The following is a 20,353-nucleotide window of genomic DNA, read 5'->3' on the forward strand; positions in this document are numbered from 1 at the left end:
TTATATATAATTTATGTTATATGTTAAAATAGTGTAATTATTTAGCTTATGAAACATATATACTTAACAATTTAAAAATAACAATTATGAAAAATGTAAGTATCTATGAGAAGAAATGGATTGATTTAGTTTTTGAAGGCAAAAACAAAGAATATGGTGCATATCAATTGCGTCAAGAAAATCCAAGAACAACACTAATGGCTTTATTTAGTGGATTTGCATTTATAAGCACAATTGTAGCTGTTTTTGTAATTCAAGGAAAATTCAGCACGCCAGATATTATCCCAAACACACCAACTCTTGATGACCCAATAGTCATAACATCAATTGACCTTGAGCCAGATGTAGTATTGCCTGAAGTAAAGCCTCAACAAAAAGTTGCCGCACAACAAGATGTAACACCAACTAATCTAACCAGTATGGTTGTTGCTCCTACTGAAGTATCTGTAAATGTGCCAACAAATAGTCAAGCTACATATACTCCAGCAACAACTGGTGAAGGGAACGGAACAGGTATTATACCTAGCAATGGAGGAACAACTAGCGTTGTAATCAATCCACCTGTTGACCCAGGACCAATGATTTCAGCACTTTTAGACAAACAACCAACTTTTCCTGGTGGAATTGAAAAGTTTTACCAATATGTTGGGAAAAAATTTGAAAAACCAGAAACAGAATTTTCAAAACCGGTACGCATTATGGTTTCATTTGTAATTGAAAAAAATGGAACATTAACAGATATTAAAGTTGTACAAAATCCTGGATATAACCTAGACAAAGAAGCAATTCGTGTTTTAAAATCATTAAAAACAAAATGGATGCCAGGAATTAAAGACGGAAATCCGGTGAGAACAGCTTACACACTTCCAATTGTAATTCAACCTGAATAATTAAAAAGCTACTTCGGTAGCTTTTTTTATTTGCATTAAAATGTAAAACAAATCACAAAACTTTATTAATGTTATTATTTTTTCTAAATTCATACTTCTAAATTCTAAATTTGATGTCGTATCTTTGCTTTTCAAAATTTAGATTATGAATACTGTTTTAGAATCAGTTTTACCACCTACTCCAAAACCAAAATGGTTAAGAGTAAAATTGCCTACTGGTAAAAAATACACAGAACTTAGAGGATTAGTAGACAAATATAAATTGAATACAATTTGTACTTCGGGTAGCTGTCCAAACATGGGTGAATGCTGGGGAGAAGGAACTGCAACATTCATGATTTTAGGAAATATTTGTACACGCTCATGTGGTTTTTGCGGAGTAAAAACCGGTCGTCCTGAAACTGTGGACTGGGATGAACCTGAAAAAGTAGCTCGTTCAATAAAACTAATGAACATCAAACATGCCGTAATCACAAGTGTTGACAGAGACGATTTGAAAGATATGGGATCAATTATTTGGGCAGAAACAGTAAAAGCAATTCGAAGAATGAATCCAAATACAACTTTGGAAACACTCATTCCTGACTTTCAAGGAAATACTCGTAACTTAGACCGAATTATTGAAGTAAATCCAGAGGTAGTTTCACACAATATGGAAACTGTAAAAAGATTAACAAGAGAAGTACGTATACAAGCAAAATACGAGAAAAGTTTGGAAGTACTTCGCTATTTAAAAGAGCAAGGTATCAAAAGAACAAAATCGGGAATTATGCTTGGATTAGGCGAAACTGAAGAAGAGGTAATTCAAGTTTTACACGATTTAGCAGCTGTTAAAGTTGATATAGTTACAATTGGTCAGTATTTACAACCAAGTAAAAAACATTTGCCTGTTAAAGAATTTATTACTCCAGAACAATTTGCAAAATATGAACAAATAGGTAAAGAGTTAGGCTTTAGACATGTGGAAAGTGGGGCTTTAGTACGCTCATCATATCATGCTGAAAAACATATTTATTAATTTATATAACAATTAGTGACTAGTTAATTAAATTCCAGATAAAACCCTGAAACAAACTAAACTTGAAACCTGAAACAAAAATAAAAATCGCTATTAATGGTTTTGGAAGAATTGGACGTAACTTGTTTCGATTACTTTTAAACCATCCTACAATCGAAGTAGTTGCCATAAATGATATTGCAGACAATAAAACAATGGCACATTTAGTGAAATATGATAGCATTCATGGTGTTTTAAATCAAGAAGTTACTTTTTCAGAAGATTCAATCTTAATAAATAAAAAAGAGTATTTATTTTTCCACGAAAAAGAAATTAAAAATTTAGATTGGAAATCGATAAATGTCGATATTGTGATTGAATCCACAGGAAAATTTAAGACGTTTGAAGAAATTAATCAACATATTTTAGCTGGAGCAAAAAAAGTAATTCTTTCAGCTCCATCAGAAGTTGACGAAATCAAAACAGTGGTTTTCGGCGTAAATGAACATATTTTAAATGGAACTGAAAATATAATATCTAATGCGAGTTGTACTACCAACAATGCAGCTCCAATGATTAAAATCATCCAAGAACTATGCGAAATAGAGCAAGCATACATTACTACTGTTCACTCCTACACTACAGACCAAAGTTTACACGATCAACCTCATAAAGATTTACGAAGAGCTAGAGGCGCTTCACAATCTATAGTTCCTACAACAACAGGAGCAGCAAAAGCACTAACAAAAATATTTCCTGAATTAGAAGGTAAAATTGGAGGTTGTGGTATTCGTGTTCCAGTTCCAGACGGATCTCTAACAGATATTACTTTTAATGTAAAACGACAAGTTTCAATTGAAGAAATAAATCAAGCATTCAAAAAAGCTGCTGAAACTAATTTAAAAGGAATTCTAGATTACACCGAAGACCCTATAGTTTCTGTTGACATTATTGGCAATCAAAACTCATGCCTATTTGATGCTCAACTCACTTCAGTTATTGATAAAATGGTAAAAATTGTTGGATGGTATGATAATGAAATTGGTTATTCATCTAGACTAATAAACCTGATATCATATATTTCAAAAAAATAAAGTTTTTTTTTATCTGTAAAAAACTTAAATTGCAGGGTTAAAAAATAATCTCTAACCAATTGATTAAGCAATTTATTACATATTTACTATTAGTAACCTCTCTAGGTTATTCTCAAGTGTATAAAGATGCTGCAAAAATTAGTGATAGTACAGATTACTACTTAGAAATTGGACTATTTAACAAAGAAGATAAAAAATCATACAACAAAGCAATTTTATTTACCGAAAAAGCAATCGAATATGCTAAAAAAAACAACCTCGACGATAAACTTGCTGATTGTTATCTTCAACTTGGTAATATTTATTATGACTTAGAAAAAAATGATCTAGCAATTGATTATTTCATTAGAGCCGTTAATCTTTTTAATAAAAAAGAACCAAAAACAAATTTGGCATTATCCTATTATGGCCTTGGAAAATGTTACTTAAAAAAAGACAATATTCAGGTAGCAGAAATATATTTTGAAAAAGCAGCTTCACTGTATGAAGAATTAAATTTTTTAGAAGCAATTGAATTAATCAACCTTCAAAAAGGAATCATTAAAAAAGAGAAAAAAAATTATATTGCCGCTACAGAAACATTAAAATCTGTAATTGAAAATCTAACAGATGACACGTTTTTAACCACAAAAACAGAAGCTTACATTCAATTAGGAGAAATTGAACTTGCTCAAAAAAAATATACCTCTGCTATAAATTATTTTAATTTAGCCAACGCTACAAATACTTCAAACAAAACTGATTTTGAACTAACAAAGAGAATATTAAAACAATTAAGTATTGCATATGAGAAAACAAACAATACCAAGCAATCGTTATTGTTCTTAAAAAAATACTCTCATTTAACTGATTCTATTAGCAGTAATCTTTATAGTTATGAATCAGAAAATATGATTAACAAAATTCAATTTGATGAACAGCTAAGAACAATTGAACAACTGGATAAAGACAAAAAAAGCCAACAAAAAACATTACGATTTTCAAAATTAATCAGTATTCTTAGTATTGCACTTATATCTATTCTATCGTTATTGAGTTTATCGCTTTACAAAAACAATAAAATCAGAACAAGTACAAACAAGCTTCTGAAAGACAAAAACAAAGAACTAACAATTGAAAAAGAAAGAGCTGAATTAGCTTCAAAAGCCAGAGCCGATTTCCTATCTACTGTAAGTCATGAATTGAGAACGCCTTTGAATGCCATTAATGGTATTACTTATTTATTGCTCCAAGAAAAACCAAAAGCAAGTCAATTAAATTATCTAAAATCTTTAGAATTTTCTGGCAATTACTTACTAAATTTCATCAATGATATTTTAGAAATAAATCGATTAGAATCTGACAAAGTTATTGTTGAAAAAATCAATTTCAACTTAAAAGAATTAATAGAAAATATTACTATTTCATTTAAAGAATTCATACATGAAAACAATATTAAATGTCATTTAAAAATTGACGAATCCATTACCACAAACTTAAAAGGAGACCCAACCAAACTTTCACAAATTGTCATCAATTTATTAAACAACGCCATTAAATTTAGTAAAAATGGTGACGTGTGGTTTACAATTAAAAAGCAACATGAAGATTCAAATGTAATTAAATTATATTTTGAAATTAAAGACAATGGTATAGGAATTCCTTTAGACAAACAAGACGCTATTTTTGACAGTTTTAGTCAAGGATCAGTTGAAATCAATCGCACCTATGGAGGCACAGGGCTAGGACTTTCAATTGTTAAAAAAATTCTTGAACTGATGGGAAGTACCATTCATTTAAAAAGCGAAAGCGGAAAAGGAAGTACTTTTTCTTTTGAACTAGAATTTGAAAAAGGAGTAAAAAGTGAAATAAAACCTGAAATAAAACCTACGATAAAAAATTTAACTGAGAAAATTGTTCTTTTAGTGGAAGATAATAAAATCAATCAGATGATTACACAAAAAATGCTAGAGAAAAAAGGCATTTCATGTATTATTATTGATAACGGAGAAGAAGCAATTGAAAACGTTAAAACAAATCATTACGATCTTATTCTAATGGATGTGCACTTACCAGGAATCAATGGAACTGAAGCTACAACTGAAATAAGAAAATTTAATACTTCAACTCCAATTGTAGCACTAACTGCAATCTCTTTAAACGAAAATAAAGAAATGCTCTTGTCCTATGGTATGAATGAAGTAATTACAAAACCATTTGAACCAGAGCATTTTTATGATGTGGTGATAAACTATTTAACTAATACTGAGCAATTAAATTCTTAATCAAGTTTCTCACATTTGGCTCAGCTTTTTTAGCGGCTTCCAAAACTTCTTCATGATTTACTTCTTCAATATTTTCCTCATCACCCATATCTGTAATTACCGAAACGCCAAAACATTCCATATTCATGTGTCGCGCCACAATAACTTCAGGAACAGTTGACATTCCTACGCAATCTGCACCTAAAGCTTTTACCATTTTATATTCAGCCAAAGTTTCAAAAGTTGGCCCTTGCAATCCTAAATAAATCCCTTTTTTCAAATCAATATTTAGCTCTTTTGCTAATTCAAACGCTTTTAGACTCATTGCTTTTGAGTATGGTTCGCTCATATTAACAAATCTTGGTCCAAAGCGTTCATCATTGTGTCCTCGTAAAGGATGCTCAGGCATCATATTGATATGATCAATAATTACCGCAACATCACCCACTTTATAAGATGGATTTACACCTCCTGAAGCATTAGACACTATTAATTTTTCCACGCCTAAATATTTCATTACACGAACAGGAAAAGTAACTTGTTTCATGTCATAACCTTCATAAAAATGAAAACGACCCTGCATCGCTACAACTTTCTTACCATCAATTGTTCCAAAAACTAATGCCCCTTTATGTCCTTGAACTGTAGAAACAGGAAAATTAGGAATTTCTGTATATGGCAATGTATGCTCAATTATAATATCATCTGTAAACCCTCCTAATCCTGAACCTAAAATTACCCCATACTCTGGCGAAAAATTGGTTTTGGTTTTAATGTAATTAACAGTTTCTTGTACTTTGTCCCACATAATCTTTTATCGTTTTATCAATGTTCATACTATTTAAAAATGTTGATTTTATTGGCAAATAGAACAATTGTTCTTTGGGCAATAATCCGTTTAAGCGAACAAAATCTTTCTCAGTTGTAATTATTTTTCTACCATTTGCTTTAGCTAAAATTTGCTCACAATCTAACTTTGAAAAATGATGATGATCTGGAAATACAAATGTTTCATCCCTATCATTTTTTAAAAAATCAAAAAACAATTTAGGTTTTGCAATCCCAGCAACCAATACTTTACTTTCTGATTGAACCTCCGAAACTAACATTTGACTATCAATTCCAAAAACAAAATCATCATACTGTATTGAAGAAAAATAAACCGCTTTTTTGCAATTTAATTTCTTTTTAATTTCCAACTGTGCAAGTTCGGATAAATCCTTTGGACATTTGGTGACAATTATCATATCAGCTCGTTTTTTTCCAGAAGATGGCTCACGTAAATTTCCAAAAGGCAAAATATAGTCATCACTAAACAAATCATCATAAGCTGTAAGCAAAATATAAAACCCAGCTTTTACTTTTCTATGTTGAAAAGCGTCGTCTAATAGAACAACATCCGGTTTGTTTGAAAGTTGTAATAAATTCTCTATTCCATTTTTACGATTAGCATCAACCGCAACTTGAATGTTTGAAAATTTAGAATAAAACTGATAAGGCTCATCACCAATTAAACTAGCAGTTGCGTTTTTATCTGCTAAAATAAATCCTTCTGAAGTTCGCTTGTAACCGCGACTCAAAACCGCAACTTTATATTTATCAGAAAGTAATCGGATCAAATATTCAATTTGTGGTGTTTTTCCTGTTCCACCAACGCTTAGATTTCCTACAGCAATAATAGGAATATCAAACGAATGACTCTTAAAAATATCAAAATCATATAACCAATTTCGGATAAAAGTAATGAGCCAATACAAAAAGGCTAAAGGGAATAATATTTTTCGTAACAAAATCATACTACGAAAGTATAATATTTTATCTTTATAATAAAGTTTATGTGATTTATCATTTCATTTGTAAGCTGTATTTCGTTATTTTGTCTAATCAAAATTAAAAACAGATGAAACTTTCCAATATACTTTCCGTTCTTGATGAAATGGCACCGCTGGGTTATGCAGAAGATTTTGACAATGTTGGGCTCTTAGTTGGAAATCCTAATCAAGAAGTTAATGGCATTTTAGTTTGTCATGATGCTTTAGAATCAGTGATTGATGAAGCGATAGCAAAAAATTGTAATTTGGTGGTTTGCTTCCATCCTATTTTGTTTTCAGGAATTAAGAAAATTACAGGTAAAAATTATGTCGAGCGCTCTATTTTAAAGGCTATTAAGAACGATATTGCAATTTATGCCGTTCATACCGCATTAGACAATCATCAAAATGGTGTCAATAAAATTTTTTGTGATGCCTTAGGATTGAAACGTTCAAAAGTTTTAATTCCAAAGGAAAAATACATTCAAAAATTGGTTACATATACGATCCCTGAGAATGTTGAAAAATTGCGAAACGCTTTATTTGATGCTGGAGCGGGAAAAATTGGCAATTATGAAGATTGTAGTTTTAATTCGCAAGGCGTTGGCACCTACATGGGAAATGAGAACTCTAATCCTGAGTTTGGAGAGCGATTTGAATTTGTAGAAACTCAGGAGATAAAAATCGAAGTTACTTTTGAAAAACATTTACAAAGTAAAATATTAAGTGCTTTATTCAAAAATCATGCTTATGAAGAAGTTGCGTATGAAATTTATCAATTAGAAAACAAACACCAAAATATTGGTTTAGGAAGAATTGGTGAATTAGAAAATCCGCTTTCTGAAACCGCTTTTTTACAATTAGTAAAAGAAAAACTTCAATGTGAAGGCATTAGACATTCGATTTTTACAGGAAAATCAATAAAAAAAGTAGCCGTTTTAGGAGGTAGTGGAAGCTTTGCAATTAAAAACGCAATTAACTCAGAAGCAGATGCTTACCTAACAGCAGATTTAAAATATCATCAATTTTATGAAGCTGAAAATCAATTACTTTTAGCCGATATTGGTCACTTTGAAAGCGAAAGATTTACAAAAAATTACATAGTTGATTTTCTTAAAGAAAAAATCACTAATTTTGCAATCATTTTATCAGAAGAAAATACAAATCCAGTTAAGTACTTTTAAATATGGCAACAATCAAAGAGATAAGCGTAGAAGATAAGTTAAGAGCCCTTTATGCTTTACAACTAGTTGATTCTAAAATTGACGAAATAAGAAATGTTAGAGGAGAATTGCCTCTTGAAGTAGAAGATTTAGAAGATGAAGTAGCAGGACTTTCTACTCGTTTAGACAAGTTAAAAAGCGATTTAGAAACTATTGATGAGCAAATCAAAGAAAAGAAAAACGCAATTGACGAGCACAAAGCTGCCATTAAAAAATATTTAGAACAACAAAAAAATGTTCGTAATAACAGAGAATTCAACTCTTTAACTAAAGAAGTGGAATTTCAGGAATTAGAAATTCAATTGGCTGAAAAACACATCAAAGAGATGAAAGCTTCTATTGAGCACAGAAAAGAAGTTATTGCTCAAACAAAAGAAAAATTAGAAGGAAAACAAACACATTTGAAACATAAGAAAGCGGAATTAAGCGACATTATGGCTGAAACTGAAAAAGAAGAAAACTTTTTATCTTCAAAATCAGAAGAATTAAGAGGTCAAATCGAAGAACGTTTAATTGCAGCTTATGACAGAATTAGAAACAGCGTTAGAAATGGTTTAGCTGTTGTTTCTATTGAGCGTGGTGCTTCTGCTGGTTCTTTCTTTACAATTCCACCACAAACTCAAATGGAAATTGCAGCTCGCAAAAAAATCATTACAGATGAGCACAGTGGAAGAATCTTAGTAGACGGTGTTTTAGCTGACGAAGAAAAAGAAAAAATGGAGAAATTATTTGCTAGCATCTAATTGAATCCTTTTCCAAATAAATGAAAGTCCTTTTTTTAAAAGGGCTTTTTTTTTGCTTTAAACAATATATCATAACTCCCAAATTACTATTCACTAATCACTTTTCACATTTCACTAAAAAACCTATCTTTGTAGCATGGAAGAAAATGCAACCCGAATCAATAAGTTTTTATCAGAAACTGGCTTTTGTTCACGTAGAGAAGCCGATCGTTTGATTGAGCAAGGAAGAGTTACAATTAACGGAAAAGTCCCGGAAATGGGTACAAAAGTAACACCTAGTGACGAAGTGCGCGTAAACGGAAAATTGATTCAGGAACGTAAAGAGAAACCAATTTATTTAGCCTTCAACAAACCAGCTGGTATTGAATGCACAACAAATTTGGACGTTAGAGATAACATTATAGACTTTATAAAATATCCAGAACGTATTTTTCCCATTGGTAGATTAGACAAAGCTAGTGAAGGATTGATTTTTATGACGAATGATGGTGATATTGTAAACAAAATTCTTAGAGCACGTAACAACCATGAAAAAGAATATATTGTAACGGTTAACAAACCTATAACCGACCGCTTTATTGACAGAATGGCAAACGGAATTCCGATTTTGGAAACGATTACCAAGAAATGTAAAGTAGAACAAATCAGCAAATACGTTTTCCGAATTATTTTAACGCAAGGTTTAAACCGCCAAATCCGTAGAATGTGCGAATATTTAGATTACGAAGTAACAGCTTTAAAACGTACACGTATTATCAATATTTCCTTAGATGTCCCAGAAGGAAAATACCGAAACCTAACTGATACTGAAATAATCGAATTAAACAAACTAATTGAACCTTCAAGTAAAACGGAAGAAGCAAGTTTACCAAGTAATAAAGGTAAGTTTACTGGAAAGAGGAATTATGGGGAAAGGAATCGATAAGTTTTAAAACTTAAAGTTATTCCCATTTCATTTCTTTTTTAAATTCATTAAAAAAATCAACATCTTTTAAAGGAATTGGATCTTGATTTTTTCTAAAATCTGGAGGAATTTGTTCTATTTTATAAGAATTAAACTCTTGATAACCGTCCTTTAAATACCTATAGAAATCATAATTTTGAAAAATAACATTATCAATTTCATTTTTCTTATATGCGGTTTTAATATGAGGATACAGTAAATTCCAACTATCATCTAAATTCATCTGAAAATTATGAATGATAGCACTATTTAAGTTATTTTGAACAATTGGAAAATTTTTAGACAAAACAAAACAATTATTCTTTTCAGATATCTTGTAAATTAATTGCAAGTTTTCATCATTTAATCTTTGAATTACTGTATAGATTTTAACACTATCTGATTGATTTAAATTCATATCAATCATTACATTAGACAATTTAGCTAGTGTTTGATCTTTAATGTTAATTTCGTTCAAAGCTCGAATGTCATTTAATTTGTCGAAATTATTTTCAACCCAAATTAAATGATTTTTTAAATACATCTTTTTAAACCAATTTGATAATTTTCCATTTATCAAATCGCTATAATAATTTTCATTGGTTGTTAAATAATCAATCTTAAAACCATAATCTTTTACTAGAACCAATAAATCTTTTTTAAAATTATCTAAGTCATTATGAAAATAAGAAAATTCCAAAATTTTAAGATGAATATCTTTTTCATAACCAAATTCCGAATCCACTTTCTTCAATAAGTCATACGTTTTATGATAAATTTTCTTATTTGTTACCTGCTTATAATTAATCGGTTTTATTATTGAATCCTGTAAAAAAATATCTCTTTTAGTTTGAGACATAACTAACAAACTAAACAATAACAATGCAAATGATAGATTTATTTTCATCTTATTTCAAAGCATTTAAAATTTCATCATACAAAGCTTGACCTTCTGAGGGCTTTTTTGTTGATGGCAAAACTAATTCACCTTTTGAATTAAATAATAAATATCGTGGAATATATACCCCGTCAGGCTCATTTAAAAGTTTCTGAAGTGATTCTTGAATTTTATCTGATGTAAAAATATGATTACCTTCTAAATAATTATTTTTAATGTTAGGAAGCCATTTAGTAATTTCTTTGTCTTTGTCGATAGCTAAGTATAACATTTCGATGTTATTTGTTTTCAAAAAGGCAAATAGCTTTTGAGAATGAGAAAACTCTTGAAAACAAGGTGCGCAATATGAAGCCCATAAATCAACAAAAACAGCTTTCCCGCTAAAATTATTTTTTATAATAGAAGTTATATCAACACTATTAACTTGTTTATTATATTCAAATTTTCCGTTTATGAAATAGCCAAACGCATAAGGTTTATAATCTGAAAACTTTTTATTTTTTAAATATTTTTCTAAATAGGTTGTATAACGACTATTTGGAAAAACTTTTTTAAATTGTGTAAAATCACTTTCATCTAATCTATCGTTACTAAATAAATGAGCAAACAATTTTTCTTGCAAATGCAATGGAATAAAATTATAGTAGTCTCTCACATTTTTATTCTTCCATAATCCTCTATCATAACGTTTTTCTTCAAAGCCACTTTCATCCATAAACCTTGTAAACGATTGAACGTTATCAAAAAAAGCATAGGTTGTAAAATTTTTAAATTTATCATCAAACGGATTAAATTCTGTCATTAAATTGTTTAATAAATCTAAAAATTCACTTTTAGGCAATTTTGTTTTTGTAAATTCTTCTTCAATTCTAAAAACATCTTCAATAATACTTTTTGAATTATTAACTAGTGTTGTTTCTAGATAGAGTTTTGAAATTTCATAAATATCTTTAGAGATTTCTCCATTTTCAAAAAAAGCTTTCAATCTTTCAGATTCTAATTTATGTTCTTTCTTTATAAAGTTTAAAATATCAGCTCCTTTATTTGCATTAAAAATAATCGGTCTTAATTTTTGTGCAAATTTTTGATATTTATAAATTGTATCAACATTTATCGCCAATAAGATTGAACTATTTCTGCCTTCATAATGAACAAAATATTTGTTGTTTTCATCCTTTGAGACATTTAAAACAATCGTTTCATTTGGCTCATATAAAATATTAATTCCAGGATTGGCTTTGGAGAACACAAAGTAAAGAAAACCTGGATTACTAGCATCGAATTTTAATTCAGCTCTATTATTCTTTGTATAAATTGTATCTGAATGGTATAAAAAATAAGCAGCATTATCATTTATTGATTTACTAACAACTATAGGAATAGAATCAGTAACATTTTGAAATTTTAACTGAATTGAAACATTTTGAGAATACGAAATTTGAAGACAAAAGAACGTTATGAGAAAGTATTTCATTTTATAAATAATTATACGATTTTAATTTTAGTATAACGATAATTATAAAATCTTATTGTATAATATCTACTTCCATCACATAATCATCCATAATATAACCGTTTCCAATATCAATTACTTCGTCTTTCACTTTTGTAAAACCTAGTTTAGTGTAAAAATGTATGGCATGATTGAATTTATTTACGTTTAAAAAAATGGCTTTTTGGTTATTTTCTATGCCTTTTTCTTTTACCAATTCAAAAAATTGTCGCCCTAAACCTGTGCCTTGCGTTTCGGGTAACACATAAATTTTATGGATTTTAGTTTTATTGGGTTCAGAGTTGAGCTCGTACGAAACAAAACCTACATAATTATTTTTATCGTCTTGTGCTAGATAAAAAACATGTCCTTTATCTATTAATTCTAGTAAAGCAATTTCATTATAAAACATGTCAATCATATAATCTAACTGTGTTTTCGACAAAATTTCACCATAAGCTACAGGCCAAATTTTCTTAGTTAATTCAATAACAATTGGAAGTTGTTCTATTTTTAATGCTGTCAATTTCATTCTGCTAAAATAAAAACAAAAAGGGTCAACCCGCAAAGATTGACCCTTTTTTATTAAAACTAAAAGTTATTTTTTAATTACTTTAATCTCAGTTTGTTTTCCATCAGCATTAACTTTAACAATATAGATTGCTGCTGCTAATTCAGACATATCAATCTGCGCTTCTAGTTGCTTAGGATTTAATTGTCTAACTAATCTTCCACTTATATCAAAAACATTGATAGATTGAATTTCTTTATTGTATTTAATTGTAAAGAAATCAATAACTGGATTTGGATAGTAAGTTAAATTAGTTAAGTCGAAAGTATTTCCACTTAAAGTTGTAACGTTAATACATGCACTTCTTAACATACATCCATTTGCACTCGTAACTTCAACCGCATAACTTCCAATTGCTGTAACTAAGTAAGACTGACCTACAGCACCACTAATTGGTGTAAATGATCCATCACAAAGTACCCATTGATATGTTGCTCCAGTTTCAGTAGCTGTTAATGTATCTCCTGATTGAGTAGTTGCATTATTTGGTAATGGGTTAATTGTTAAGTTCAATGTTTCTGTATGACATCCAACTACGTTTGTATACGTTCCTGATGCTGTATATGTATCTCCATCAACTGCCCAAACATAACTATCACATGCTGACGCTGTTGTACTGTTTGATGTACTTGGCGTAATTGTTAAGTTCAATGTTTCTGTATGAGTACAACCTTGAGCATTCGTAGAAATATTCGTATATGTTCCCGATGCTGCATAAGTAGCTCCATCAACAGCCCAAACATAACTGTCACATGCTGAAGCAGTAGTACTATTAGAAGTTGGAACATTTATTAAAACATTAACTGCTTGAACAACTGAACATCCATTAGCATTTTCACCTTTAATATAATAAGTCCCAGAAGTTGAAACTGCATTTGGATTAGCTAATGCAGAAGTTGCTGCTAAATCAGTCCAATAAGTAAATGTTAAACCTAAATCAGAACCTGTTGTAACTGCAGTAGCTGTTAAATCAACAGACGCTGGTGAACATACAGCAGCTGGATTATTAATCACAACTGTTGGTAAAGCATTTATAGTAACAGTAACGGCTTGAACAACTGAACATCCATTAGCATTTTGACCTTTAATATAATAAGTCCCAGAAGTTGAAACTGTATTTGGATTAGCTAATGCAGAAGTTGCTGCTAAATCAGTCCAATAAGTAAATGTTAAACCTAAATCAGAACCTGTTGTAACTGCAGTCGCTGTTAAATCAACAGACGCTGGTGAACATACAGCAGCTGGATTATTAATCACTACTACTGGTAAAGCATTCACAGTAACTGGAACTACTGCTGAAGAAGTACAACCATTAACAGAAGTTGAAGTAGCTGTATAATTCGTAGGACCACCAACCACACTTGATTTAAAGTATACTGTTGTTGCTGGTGTACCCAACACATAAGCGTTAGTAGCCGCAGCATCAGTATATAAATCAGTAGCAGGAGACCAAGTAACCGCTGTTGATTGACTATTATCCCATACAAAAGTTGTATTTAATCTATTAAGACTTGTTGTCGCCGAAGGTGCTGAATTTGCATAACCATCTGAACCACCTGCATTTGTTGTTGATGTGATTGCATAAACTACTGTATTACCAGTTGTTGCAGTATACTCTGTTGTAGAATTATACAAATCGTCTACACCAGTTTGTCTCATATCAACAATAATATTTGAAGTACCATCCCAAACATAAGGAGTATCAAATGTAATAGTATTTACTCCAACAACAGTCGAATATGTTGCAGCACTATAAACTTGTGTTAGACCTGTAGTGGTAAAACCTGTCAATGTATTGTTGGTTGTATTACCCAATCGAACTTTAAAATCTGTAACATTATTAGCAGATCCTTGCGCACCTGTTTTAAAACTTATAGCATTGATATTTCCAGGTTGAACTCCGGCAGCTGTCAATTCTGCTGCAGTATAAACCATTTGTGACCAATAGTGTTTAAAACGATTACAGAATGCTGTAGGCTGACCTGTTGAACTTGTTAAAGTAGTCGCTGTCCCTATCTGAGAAGTACCATTTGATCCAATTGTTCCACCTGTAACTACTAAAGGCTGAATTGAGTTAACACATGTTGAAACAGATGAAGGTGTAATAGCAAGTAATGTTGGACTCGCATTAACTGTAATATTAACTGTAGCTGTAGTCGAACATAAAGCTCCTCCAGATTGAGATGCTGTCAAAGTATAAGTGGTAGTCACTGTTGGATTAAATGTCCAACCTATAGTTGCATTACCAGCAACACCTGTTGAAGGATTCCATGTATATGTATCATAATCAGAAGCTCCAGCTGTGATTGAAATTACATTTGAATTACTTCCACTACAAATAATTTCTGAATTTGAACTTAAAGTAAATACTGGTGGCGCACTAACTGTAGCCACAACTGGCACTCTTGCTGAAGCACAAGCTACCTGTCCACTAAATAAGACATTAAATCTATTTGTTGATAGAGTATTATTTGCACCATTGTATGAATATAAAACAGTGTTGCCTGCAGTAGCTGAGAATTGAGTATTCGCACTAGCTGAAGCATCAATACCATCATGTGATACTTCAATTATTATATTTGATGTTCCATCCCATGTAAATGGCGTTGAAAAAGTAATTATTTGCCAACCACTAGCTGTATGCGTATAAGTTGATGGCCCATAACATGTCGTAAATGCTGATGTTTCAAATGTTGTATTTGCAAATGTTGACAAACCTGTAGGAGCCATTTTTACGGTATAATTTGCATTCGTAGCAGCTGAACCTAATGAAGAAACATTATATCCTATAGAAGTAATATTACCAGCTACTAATCCAAAACTTGATAATTCACTTGCAGTATATATCATTTGATATTTAGCGCTTGCTCTATAATTATTAAAAGCAGAAAGATTTGTTGTTCCTGCTCCAGTAACAGCTGTACCGAATTGAGCAGTACCTGTAGTAGCAGATTCTGCTCCTGCATAATAAGTTGTAGTAGCGGCAATAGAAGGAGTTGTGAATGCTGTCCCTGTACCTAAAGCAGTTCCTCCTGTTATAGCACTATACCATTTAACAGTTGCTCCAGCACTTGCTGTTGCTCCAAGATCAACAGTACCTGTACCGCATCTTGTCCCTGGCGTTGTACTTGCTATACTATTTGAAAATATAATTTGAACTGCAGTTGAAGTTCCCGTAGAAGGACCTGCCGAACAAGTAACATCACAAACATAATAAGTAGACTCTGATGGAGTTACTGACAATGTTGCATTTGTGGCACCAGAAATAGTTGTATATGTTATTCCATCCGTTGAAGACTTCCACTGATATGTAACACCAGTTCCTGAAGTTACATTTTGTAAACTTAAGTTAACAGCTGTGCCTAAACAAATTGAATTTGTTGAAGCCAAAGTATTACCAGGTGATGGAGTTCCACTACAAGCATTAGAATCTGCATAGCTCAAGAAACCAGTATAATTTGCACTTGTAACTGCTGTATTAGATTGCGTTGTTGCTCCAGCAACCGCTGTAGCTACAGAACCAAAACTATTAGTATATTCTCCAGTAGCAGATGGTGCTTGAACAGGAATACTTGTTGCTAAAATCCCAGCATCACCTAAACGAACATTTAAATCAGTTAACGTTCCAGATACAATTGGTGCTTCCCATCTTCTCACTGTTGTCATGTTAGTAATTGCCGCATTTTGTGTTCCTGTATTAGAATCAAATGCTTCTGCTTTCATAACCGTTACTGCTGAAGTTGCAGGAGCTAATGAAACAGGTGCATATCCTGTTTTACCTACTGGAAATAAAACATAAGTAGAATTTGTATTTCCAGAAGCAATGGTTCTAGCAAATGGACCTTTAACCATATTAGTAGCACTAGGAGTACCAGATAAAGTTCCAGCTCCTGTAGCCGTTCCTAAAGATAATAAATTTGTATTTGTCGTATTAATAATACCTGACGTCATTGTTAATGTTCCACTTACTGATAAAGGAACATTTAATGTAACTCCTGTAGCGTTTGAATTATTAACTGTTAAGGAAGTTAAATTAGCCGTTTGTGAAGTAGCTAAATTTCTAAAAACACCAGAACCTGAAATAGTTTGAGCGTTAGTTGAAACAGCAGATGTAGTTCCTACATAGCTAGACAATGTTAATGTACTAGTCTGCGTGAAAGTTCCATTATTTACAAAATCTCCGGCAACAAATACAGTAACAGCTGGTGCGTATTCTGAACTTGAATTGATTGTTAAGTTTCCTAAAACTACATTAGAGTATGTTCCTCCAGTAACAATTCTGTTTGTTCCAGTTCCTCCATTAATTACTAAATTACCATAATTAATTCTTCCAGAACCTACATAAGTATTAGCTTTAAAACCAATAGCATTTCCTCCTGCATCTGTAGAAATTCCATCTCCAAAACGTAAAGTATGACCTGTTCCAACATTTGAACTTGTCCCTAAATTATAATATAAGACATCCGTTGATGTAGTACTAGCATGTGGGTCAACAATTGTAAGTGTTCCACCTGTCCAGTTAACAACTGCTGTCATATTTAAATGATACGATGATGCTGAATTAGCCGTAACTCCAGCGGCATTCCCATCTATATTAATATTACCACCACTTTGATTGAATTGAGAACCTGAATGCGATAAACTTCCATTAATATTTAAAGTTCCTGAACTTACTGTTAAGATACCTGAATTTGAGAAAGTTGTATTTCCACCACCCACAGGACCTTGTCTAACAGTTCCACCAGCAACAACAAATGTTCCCGTACTAGAGTTTGAAATACCTGTAGCACTTCCGCCAGTAACAGTTAAGTTACCTGCATTGGCATTGATAGTGCCGTTATTAGTCATTGTTGTTCCTACTGTTAATGCTCCTGTACCGGAAATGTTTATAGTAGAAGAGGCATTGTTAGTTACTGTTGTTGTTGCAGTCATTGCACCACCACTTACATTTAATGTTCCATTATTAGTAACCGATGTTGTAACACCTAATGAACTACCAGCAACATTTAAAGTACCTCCTGCATAGATTGTCATTGCGTTTGAAACCGCTGCTGTTGCATTTACTGCTACTGCAGTTCCATTTGCAATATAAACCACATCTGAAGCTGTAGGAACAGCATTTTTATTCCATGTTGATGCAGTTTCCCAATCACCATTTGTTACTGAAATAAAAGGTATATCAGCTGAATTAATACCAAGATACAAACCTGCACCTGAAGTTAAATCAGCTAAAGAAACACCACTTCTTTGACCAATTGGCAAACTTGATGTGGCAATATGAGTTCCAGAAATAGATGCACTTTGAGCAACAATTCTTGCTCCTAAAGCAGATGTATAAAAAGCATTTGGAGCAAATATTGTTACCCAATATGAAGCAGCAGCAGGTGATGTACCATCTGTAGAAACAACAAAATTACCATCCCATCTATCTGTTACTACATAAGAACCATCTGTAATATTTTGCCCACTAGTCATTGTTGAGGCATTATTGTAAGTTACAGCAAATTTTCCCCCTACAGTTGGAGTTGTTCTTCCTAAATAAAAGACTCTAGCTTCACCTGTTGATGTATAAAAAGGATACCTTCCTGCTGGACTTCCTGCTGGAACAGAAGTAGGACCTGAAGTATTATATCCACCACCAGCTGCTGTCCACCATCTTGAAAAAGTTCCATTCAAAAAACCTCCATTAGTCACAGTAAATGTTCCACCTGCAGAAGTGGCACTAGTACCAAAAATAAGTTTATTACTATTTAAATTGATTTTAGCATTTGCTATATTTAAATTATTATCAACACTAATATTATTGAAACCCCAATTAATATTTGGAATTGCTGTACTTGTATTACTAAACGTTAAATTTCTGATTACACTTGTATTGAAAATACCAGTACCTGCAACTGTTTGAACAGTTGAACCATTTAAAGTTAAATTACCAGCTGTAGTTGCACCAACCGAAACATCTATTGTTCCATTATTAGTAATATTTCCTGCAACGGTTAATGTTTTACCTGTGGTTCCATTAAATACATTTACTAAAGCACCAGCATCAACCGTTAAATTTCCATTAACAGCAAAAGAAGAAGGAGTAGTTCCATAAACTAATGTTCCTTTTACAATAACATTATTAGCTGCTTGACCCGTAGCATCAATGGTTACCGTATGACCTGTATCAACAGTAACACTATCGTATTGAGTTGGCACTGCATTTGCATCCCAAGTAGTTGCCACTCCAAAATTTCCTGTTGCAACAGAAATAAATATTCCTGGAGCATTTGTAACTTGAGAACCTGTTAAATCCGCAGAAATTACTCCTTCAGAAAGCGCTTGAACTTTATAATAATATGTAGTAGAAGGCAGCAATCCTGTCTGAACAGATGAATAAGCCTGGCCTGTTGCCGCTGCTGTTGTTGAAGTTATAGTTGAAGTTACTACTCCTGTAGTAAACGCAGCATCCGTTGCTCTAGTAATTAAAAAACCAAACTCATTAGTAGAATTATCCACCCAGTTAACCGTTGTTCCGGCAGAAGTTACACCTGTAAATGCTAATGTTGTTGGTGCACCAACTGTAGAAGCCGGTGTAAATTTATAAAACGTATTTGCCAAATTTGCAATTAGCACACTCGCAGCAAATGAATTTGTTGTAGGCGTGGTAGCTGCTGTATTTTGAGTTGGAGTAACACCTACTGTAATAAATGCAGAAGAATTAGCTGTATTACTTGAACTATGAAAAATTGAACGAGTTGTACTAGTAGAATTCGAATTCTTTATACCTCCATATAAAAACTCAAACTCTCCTACACTTTCAGAAAGCACCACTTGCATATTACCTGAAGTTTGCGGATCTGAATAATAAGCATAAAAATTATTCCATTCGATAATCAATTTTCTGTTAGGAGCCGTACCTGTAACCAAGTAAGACATTCCAGTACCCGTTTCATTATCTCCTGCCATAGGAGCAAATGTAACAGTAGATGCCGAATAAGTAGAAACATTTGTCCCTCCTATAGCAGTAGCCCCAGCAGTAGTGTGTAATCTCATTTGACCATTACTATTCACACTAAAATATGAATAATTAACTCCCATATAAACGAAGTTAAAACCAATGGGCAATACTGTACTACCAGAATCATCCGCAGGAAATGTAGTTATTCCTGGAATTGGAGTACTCCCTGTCATCGAATTCAAAGTGCTTGTTCCTGTTGTAAAAACATAATTAGCAGAGGACTGTCCTTGAACAAAAACAAACGAAAACAATGCCACAAACGCCATTATGAATAAACGCCAGTTTTGTTTTCCTGGAGAACACGATTTGCATTCTTGTTTTTGAGAATTTGCTGTTCCTGAGGAATTACAAGAAACAACAGAATCGTAATTATTTTTCATTAATAGTTAATTTAATTATTTTTATTTAAAAGCCGGTCAATTTACAAAAAAAACAATAAAAGCAT

The 20,353-nt window shown here is 32.0% G+C and carries 13 protein-coding genes; 7 read left to right on the forward strand and 6 right to left on the reverse strand.

All coding sequences use genetic code 11. The annotated features are described in order from the left end of the window. Positions 1-86: 86 nt before the first annotated feature. The 4 genes from VK164_RS12500 to VK164_RS12515 all read left to right on the forward strand — a co-directional run bounded on the left by VK164_RS12500 (position 87) and on the right by VK164_RS12515 (position 5,245). Positions 87-890, forward strand: a complete 804-nt coding sequence (locus VK164_RS12500; protein ID WP_324209671.1) for an energy transducer TonB — start codon at positions 87-89, stop codon at positions 888-890. A gap of 145 nt (positions 891-1,035) precedes the next feature. Beyond that, complete coding sequence (gene lipA, locus VK164_RS12505; protein WP_324209672.1) at positions 1,036-1,908, forward strand: lipoyl synthase; 873 nt, start codon at positions 1,036-1,038, stop codon at positions 1,906-1,908. A 62-nt stretch (positions 1,909-1,970) separates the two neighbouring features. Beyond that, entirely contained in the window at positions 1,971-2,981 is a 1,011-nt protein-coding gene (gene gap, locus VK164_RS12510; RefSeq protein ID WP_324209673.1) for a type I glyceraldehyde-3-phosphate dehydrogenase, read from the forward strand. 59 nt (positions 2,982-3,040) lie between these two features. Then, the gene (locus VK164_RS12515; protein WP_324209674.1) at positions 3,041-5,245 is read left to right on the forward strand and encodes a tetratricopeptide repeat-containing hybrid sensor histidine kinase/response regulator; all 2,205 of its coding nucleotides are present in this window, start codon (positions 3,041-3,043) and stop codon (positions 5,243-5,245) included. Here the strand turns inward: VK164_RS12515 and VK164_RS12520 are convergent. Continuing rightward, complete coding sequence (locus tag VK164_RS12520; protein WP_324209675.1) at positions 5,220-6,032, reverse strand: purine-nucleoside phosphorylase; 813 nt, start codon at positions 6,030-6,032, stop codon at positions 5,220-5,222. The two genes, VK164_RS12515 and VK164_RS12520, sit on opposite strands and share 26 nt — an antisense overlap. After that, complete coding sequence (lpxK, locus tag VK164_RS12525) at positions 6,004-7,020, reverse strand: tetraacyldisaccharide 4'-kinase (protein WP_324209676.1); 1,017 nt, start codon at positions 7,018-7,020, stop codon at positions 6,004-6,006. The genes VK164_RS12520 and lpxK overlap by 29 nt, the downstream gene beginning before the upstream one ends. A 104-nt stretch (positions 7,021-7,124) precedes the next feature. Here lpxK and VK164_RS12530 point away from each other — a divergent pair, with 104 nt between their 5' ends. The 3 genes from VK164_RS12530 to rluF all read left to right on the forward strand — a co-directional run bounded on the left by VK164_RS12530 (position 7,125) and on the right by rluF (position 9,926). Further along, the gene (locus VK164_RS12530) at positions 7,125-8,219 is read left to right on the forward strand and encodes a Nif3-like dinuclear metal center hexameric protein (RefSeq protein ID WP_324209677.1); all 1,095 of its coding nucleotides are present in this window, start codon (positions 7,125-7,127) and stop codon (positions 8,217-8,219) included. A gap of 2 nt (positions 8,220-8,221) precedes the next feature. Next, positions 8,222-9,001, forward strand: a complete 780-nt coding sequence (locus tag VK164_RS12535; protein WP_324209678.1) for a zinc ribbon domain-containing protein — start codon at positions 8,222-8,224, stop codon at positions 8,999-9,001. A gap of 136 nt (positions 9,002-9,137) precedes the next feature. Then, positions 9,138-9,926, forward strand: a complete 789-nt coding sequence (rluF, locus tag VK164_RS12540) for a 23S rRNA pseudouridine(2604) synthase RluF (RefSeq protein WP_324209679.1) — start codon at positions 9,138-9,140, stop codon at positions 9,924-9,926. A 16-nt stretch (positions 9,927-9,942) separates the two neighbouring features. Here rluF and VK164_RS12545 read toward each other — a convergent pair whose 3' ends face one another. The 4 genes from VK164_RS12545 to VK164_RS12560 all read right to left on the reverse strand — a co-directional run bounded on the left by VK164_RS12545 (position 9,943) and on the right by VK164_RS12560 (position 20,288). After that, a complete protein-coding gene (locus tag VK164_RS12545) occupies positions 9,943-10,851 on the reverse strand; it encodes a hypothetical protein (protein WP_324209680.1) in 909 nt (302 codons plus the stop codon). A 1-nt stretch (position 10,852) separates the two neighbouring features. Further along, entirely contained in the window at positions 10,853-12,316 is a 1,464-nt protein-coding gene (locus VK164_RS12550) for a TlpA family protein disulfide reductase (RefSeq protein ID WP_324209681.1), read from the reverse strand. Between the two features lie 52 nt (positions 12,317-12,368). After that, a complete protein-coding gene (locus VK164_RS12555) occupies positions 12,369-12,866 on the reverse strand; it encodes a GNAT family N-acetyltransferase (RefSeq protein ID WP_324209682.1) in 498 nt (165 codons plus the stop codon). Between the two features lie 66 nt (positions 12,867-12,932). Then, complete coding sequence (locus VK164_RS12560) at positions 12,933-20,288, reverse strand: T9SS type A sorting domain-containing protein (RefSeq protein ID WP_324209683.1); 7,356 nt, start codon at positions 20,286-20,288, stop codon at positions 12,933-12,935. Positions 20,289-20,353 lie beyond the last annotated feature (65 nt).

Origin of the sequence: Flavobacterium sp. (assembly GCF_035299005.1) — a bacterium.
Classification (GTDB): domain Bacteria; phylum Bacteroidota; class Bacteroidia; order Flavobacteriales; family Flavobacteriaceae; genus Flavobacterium.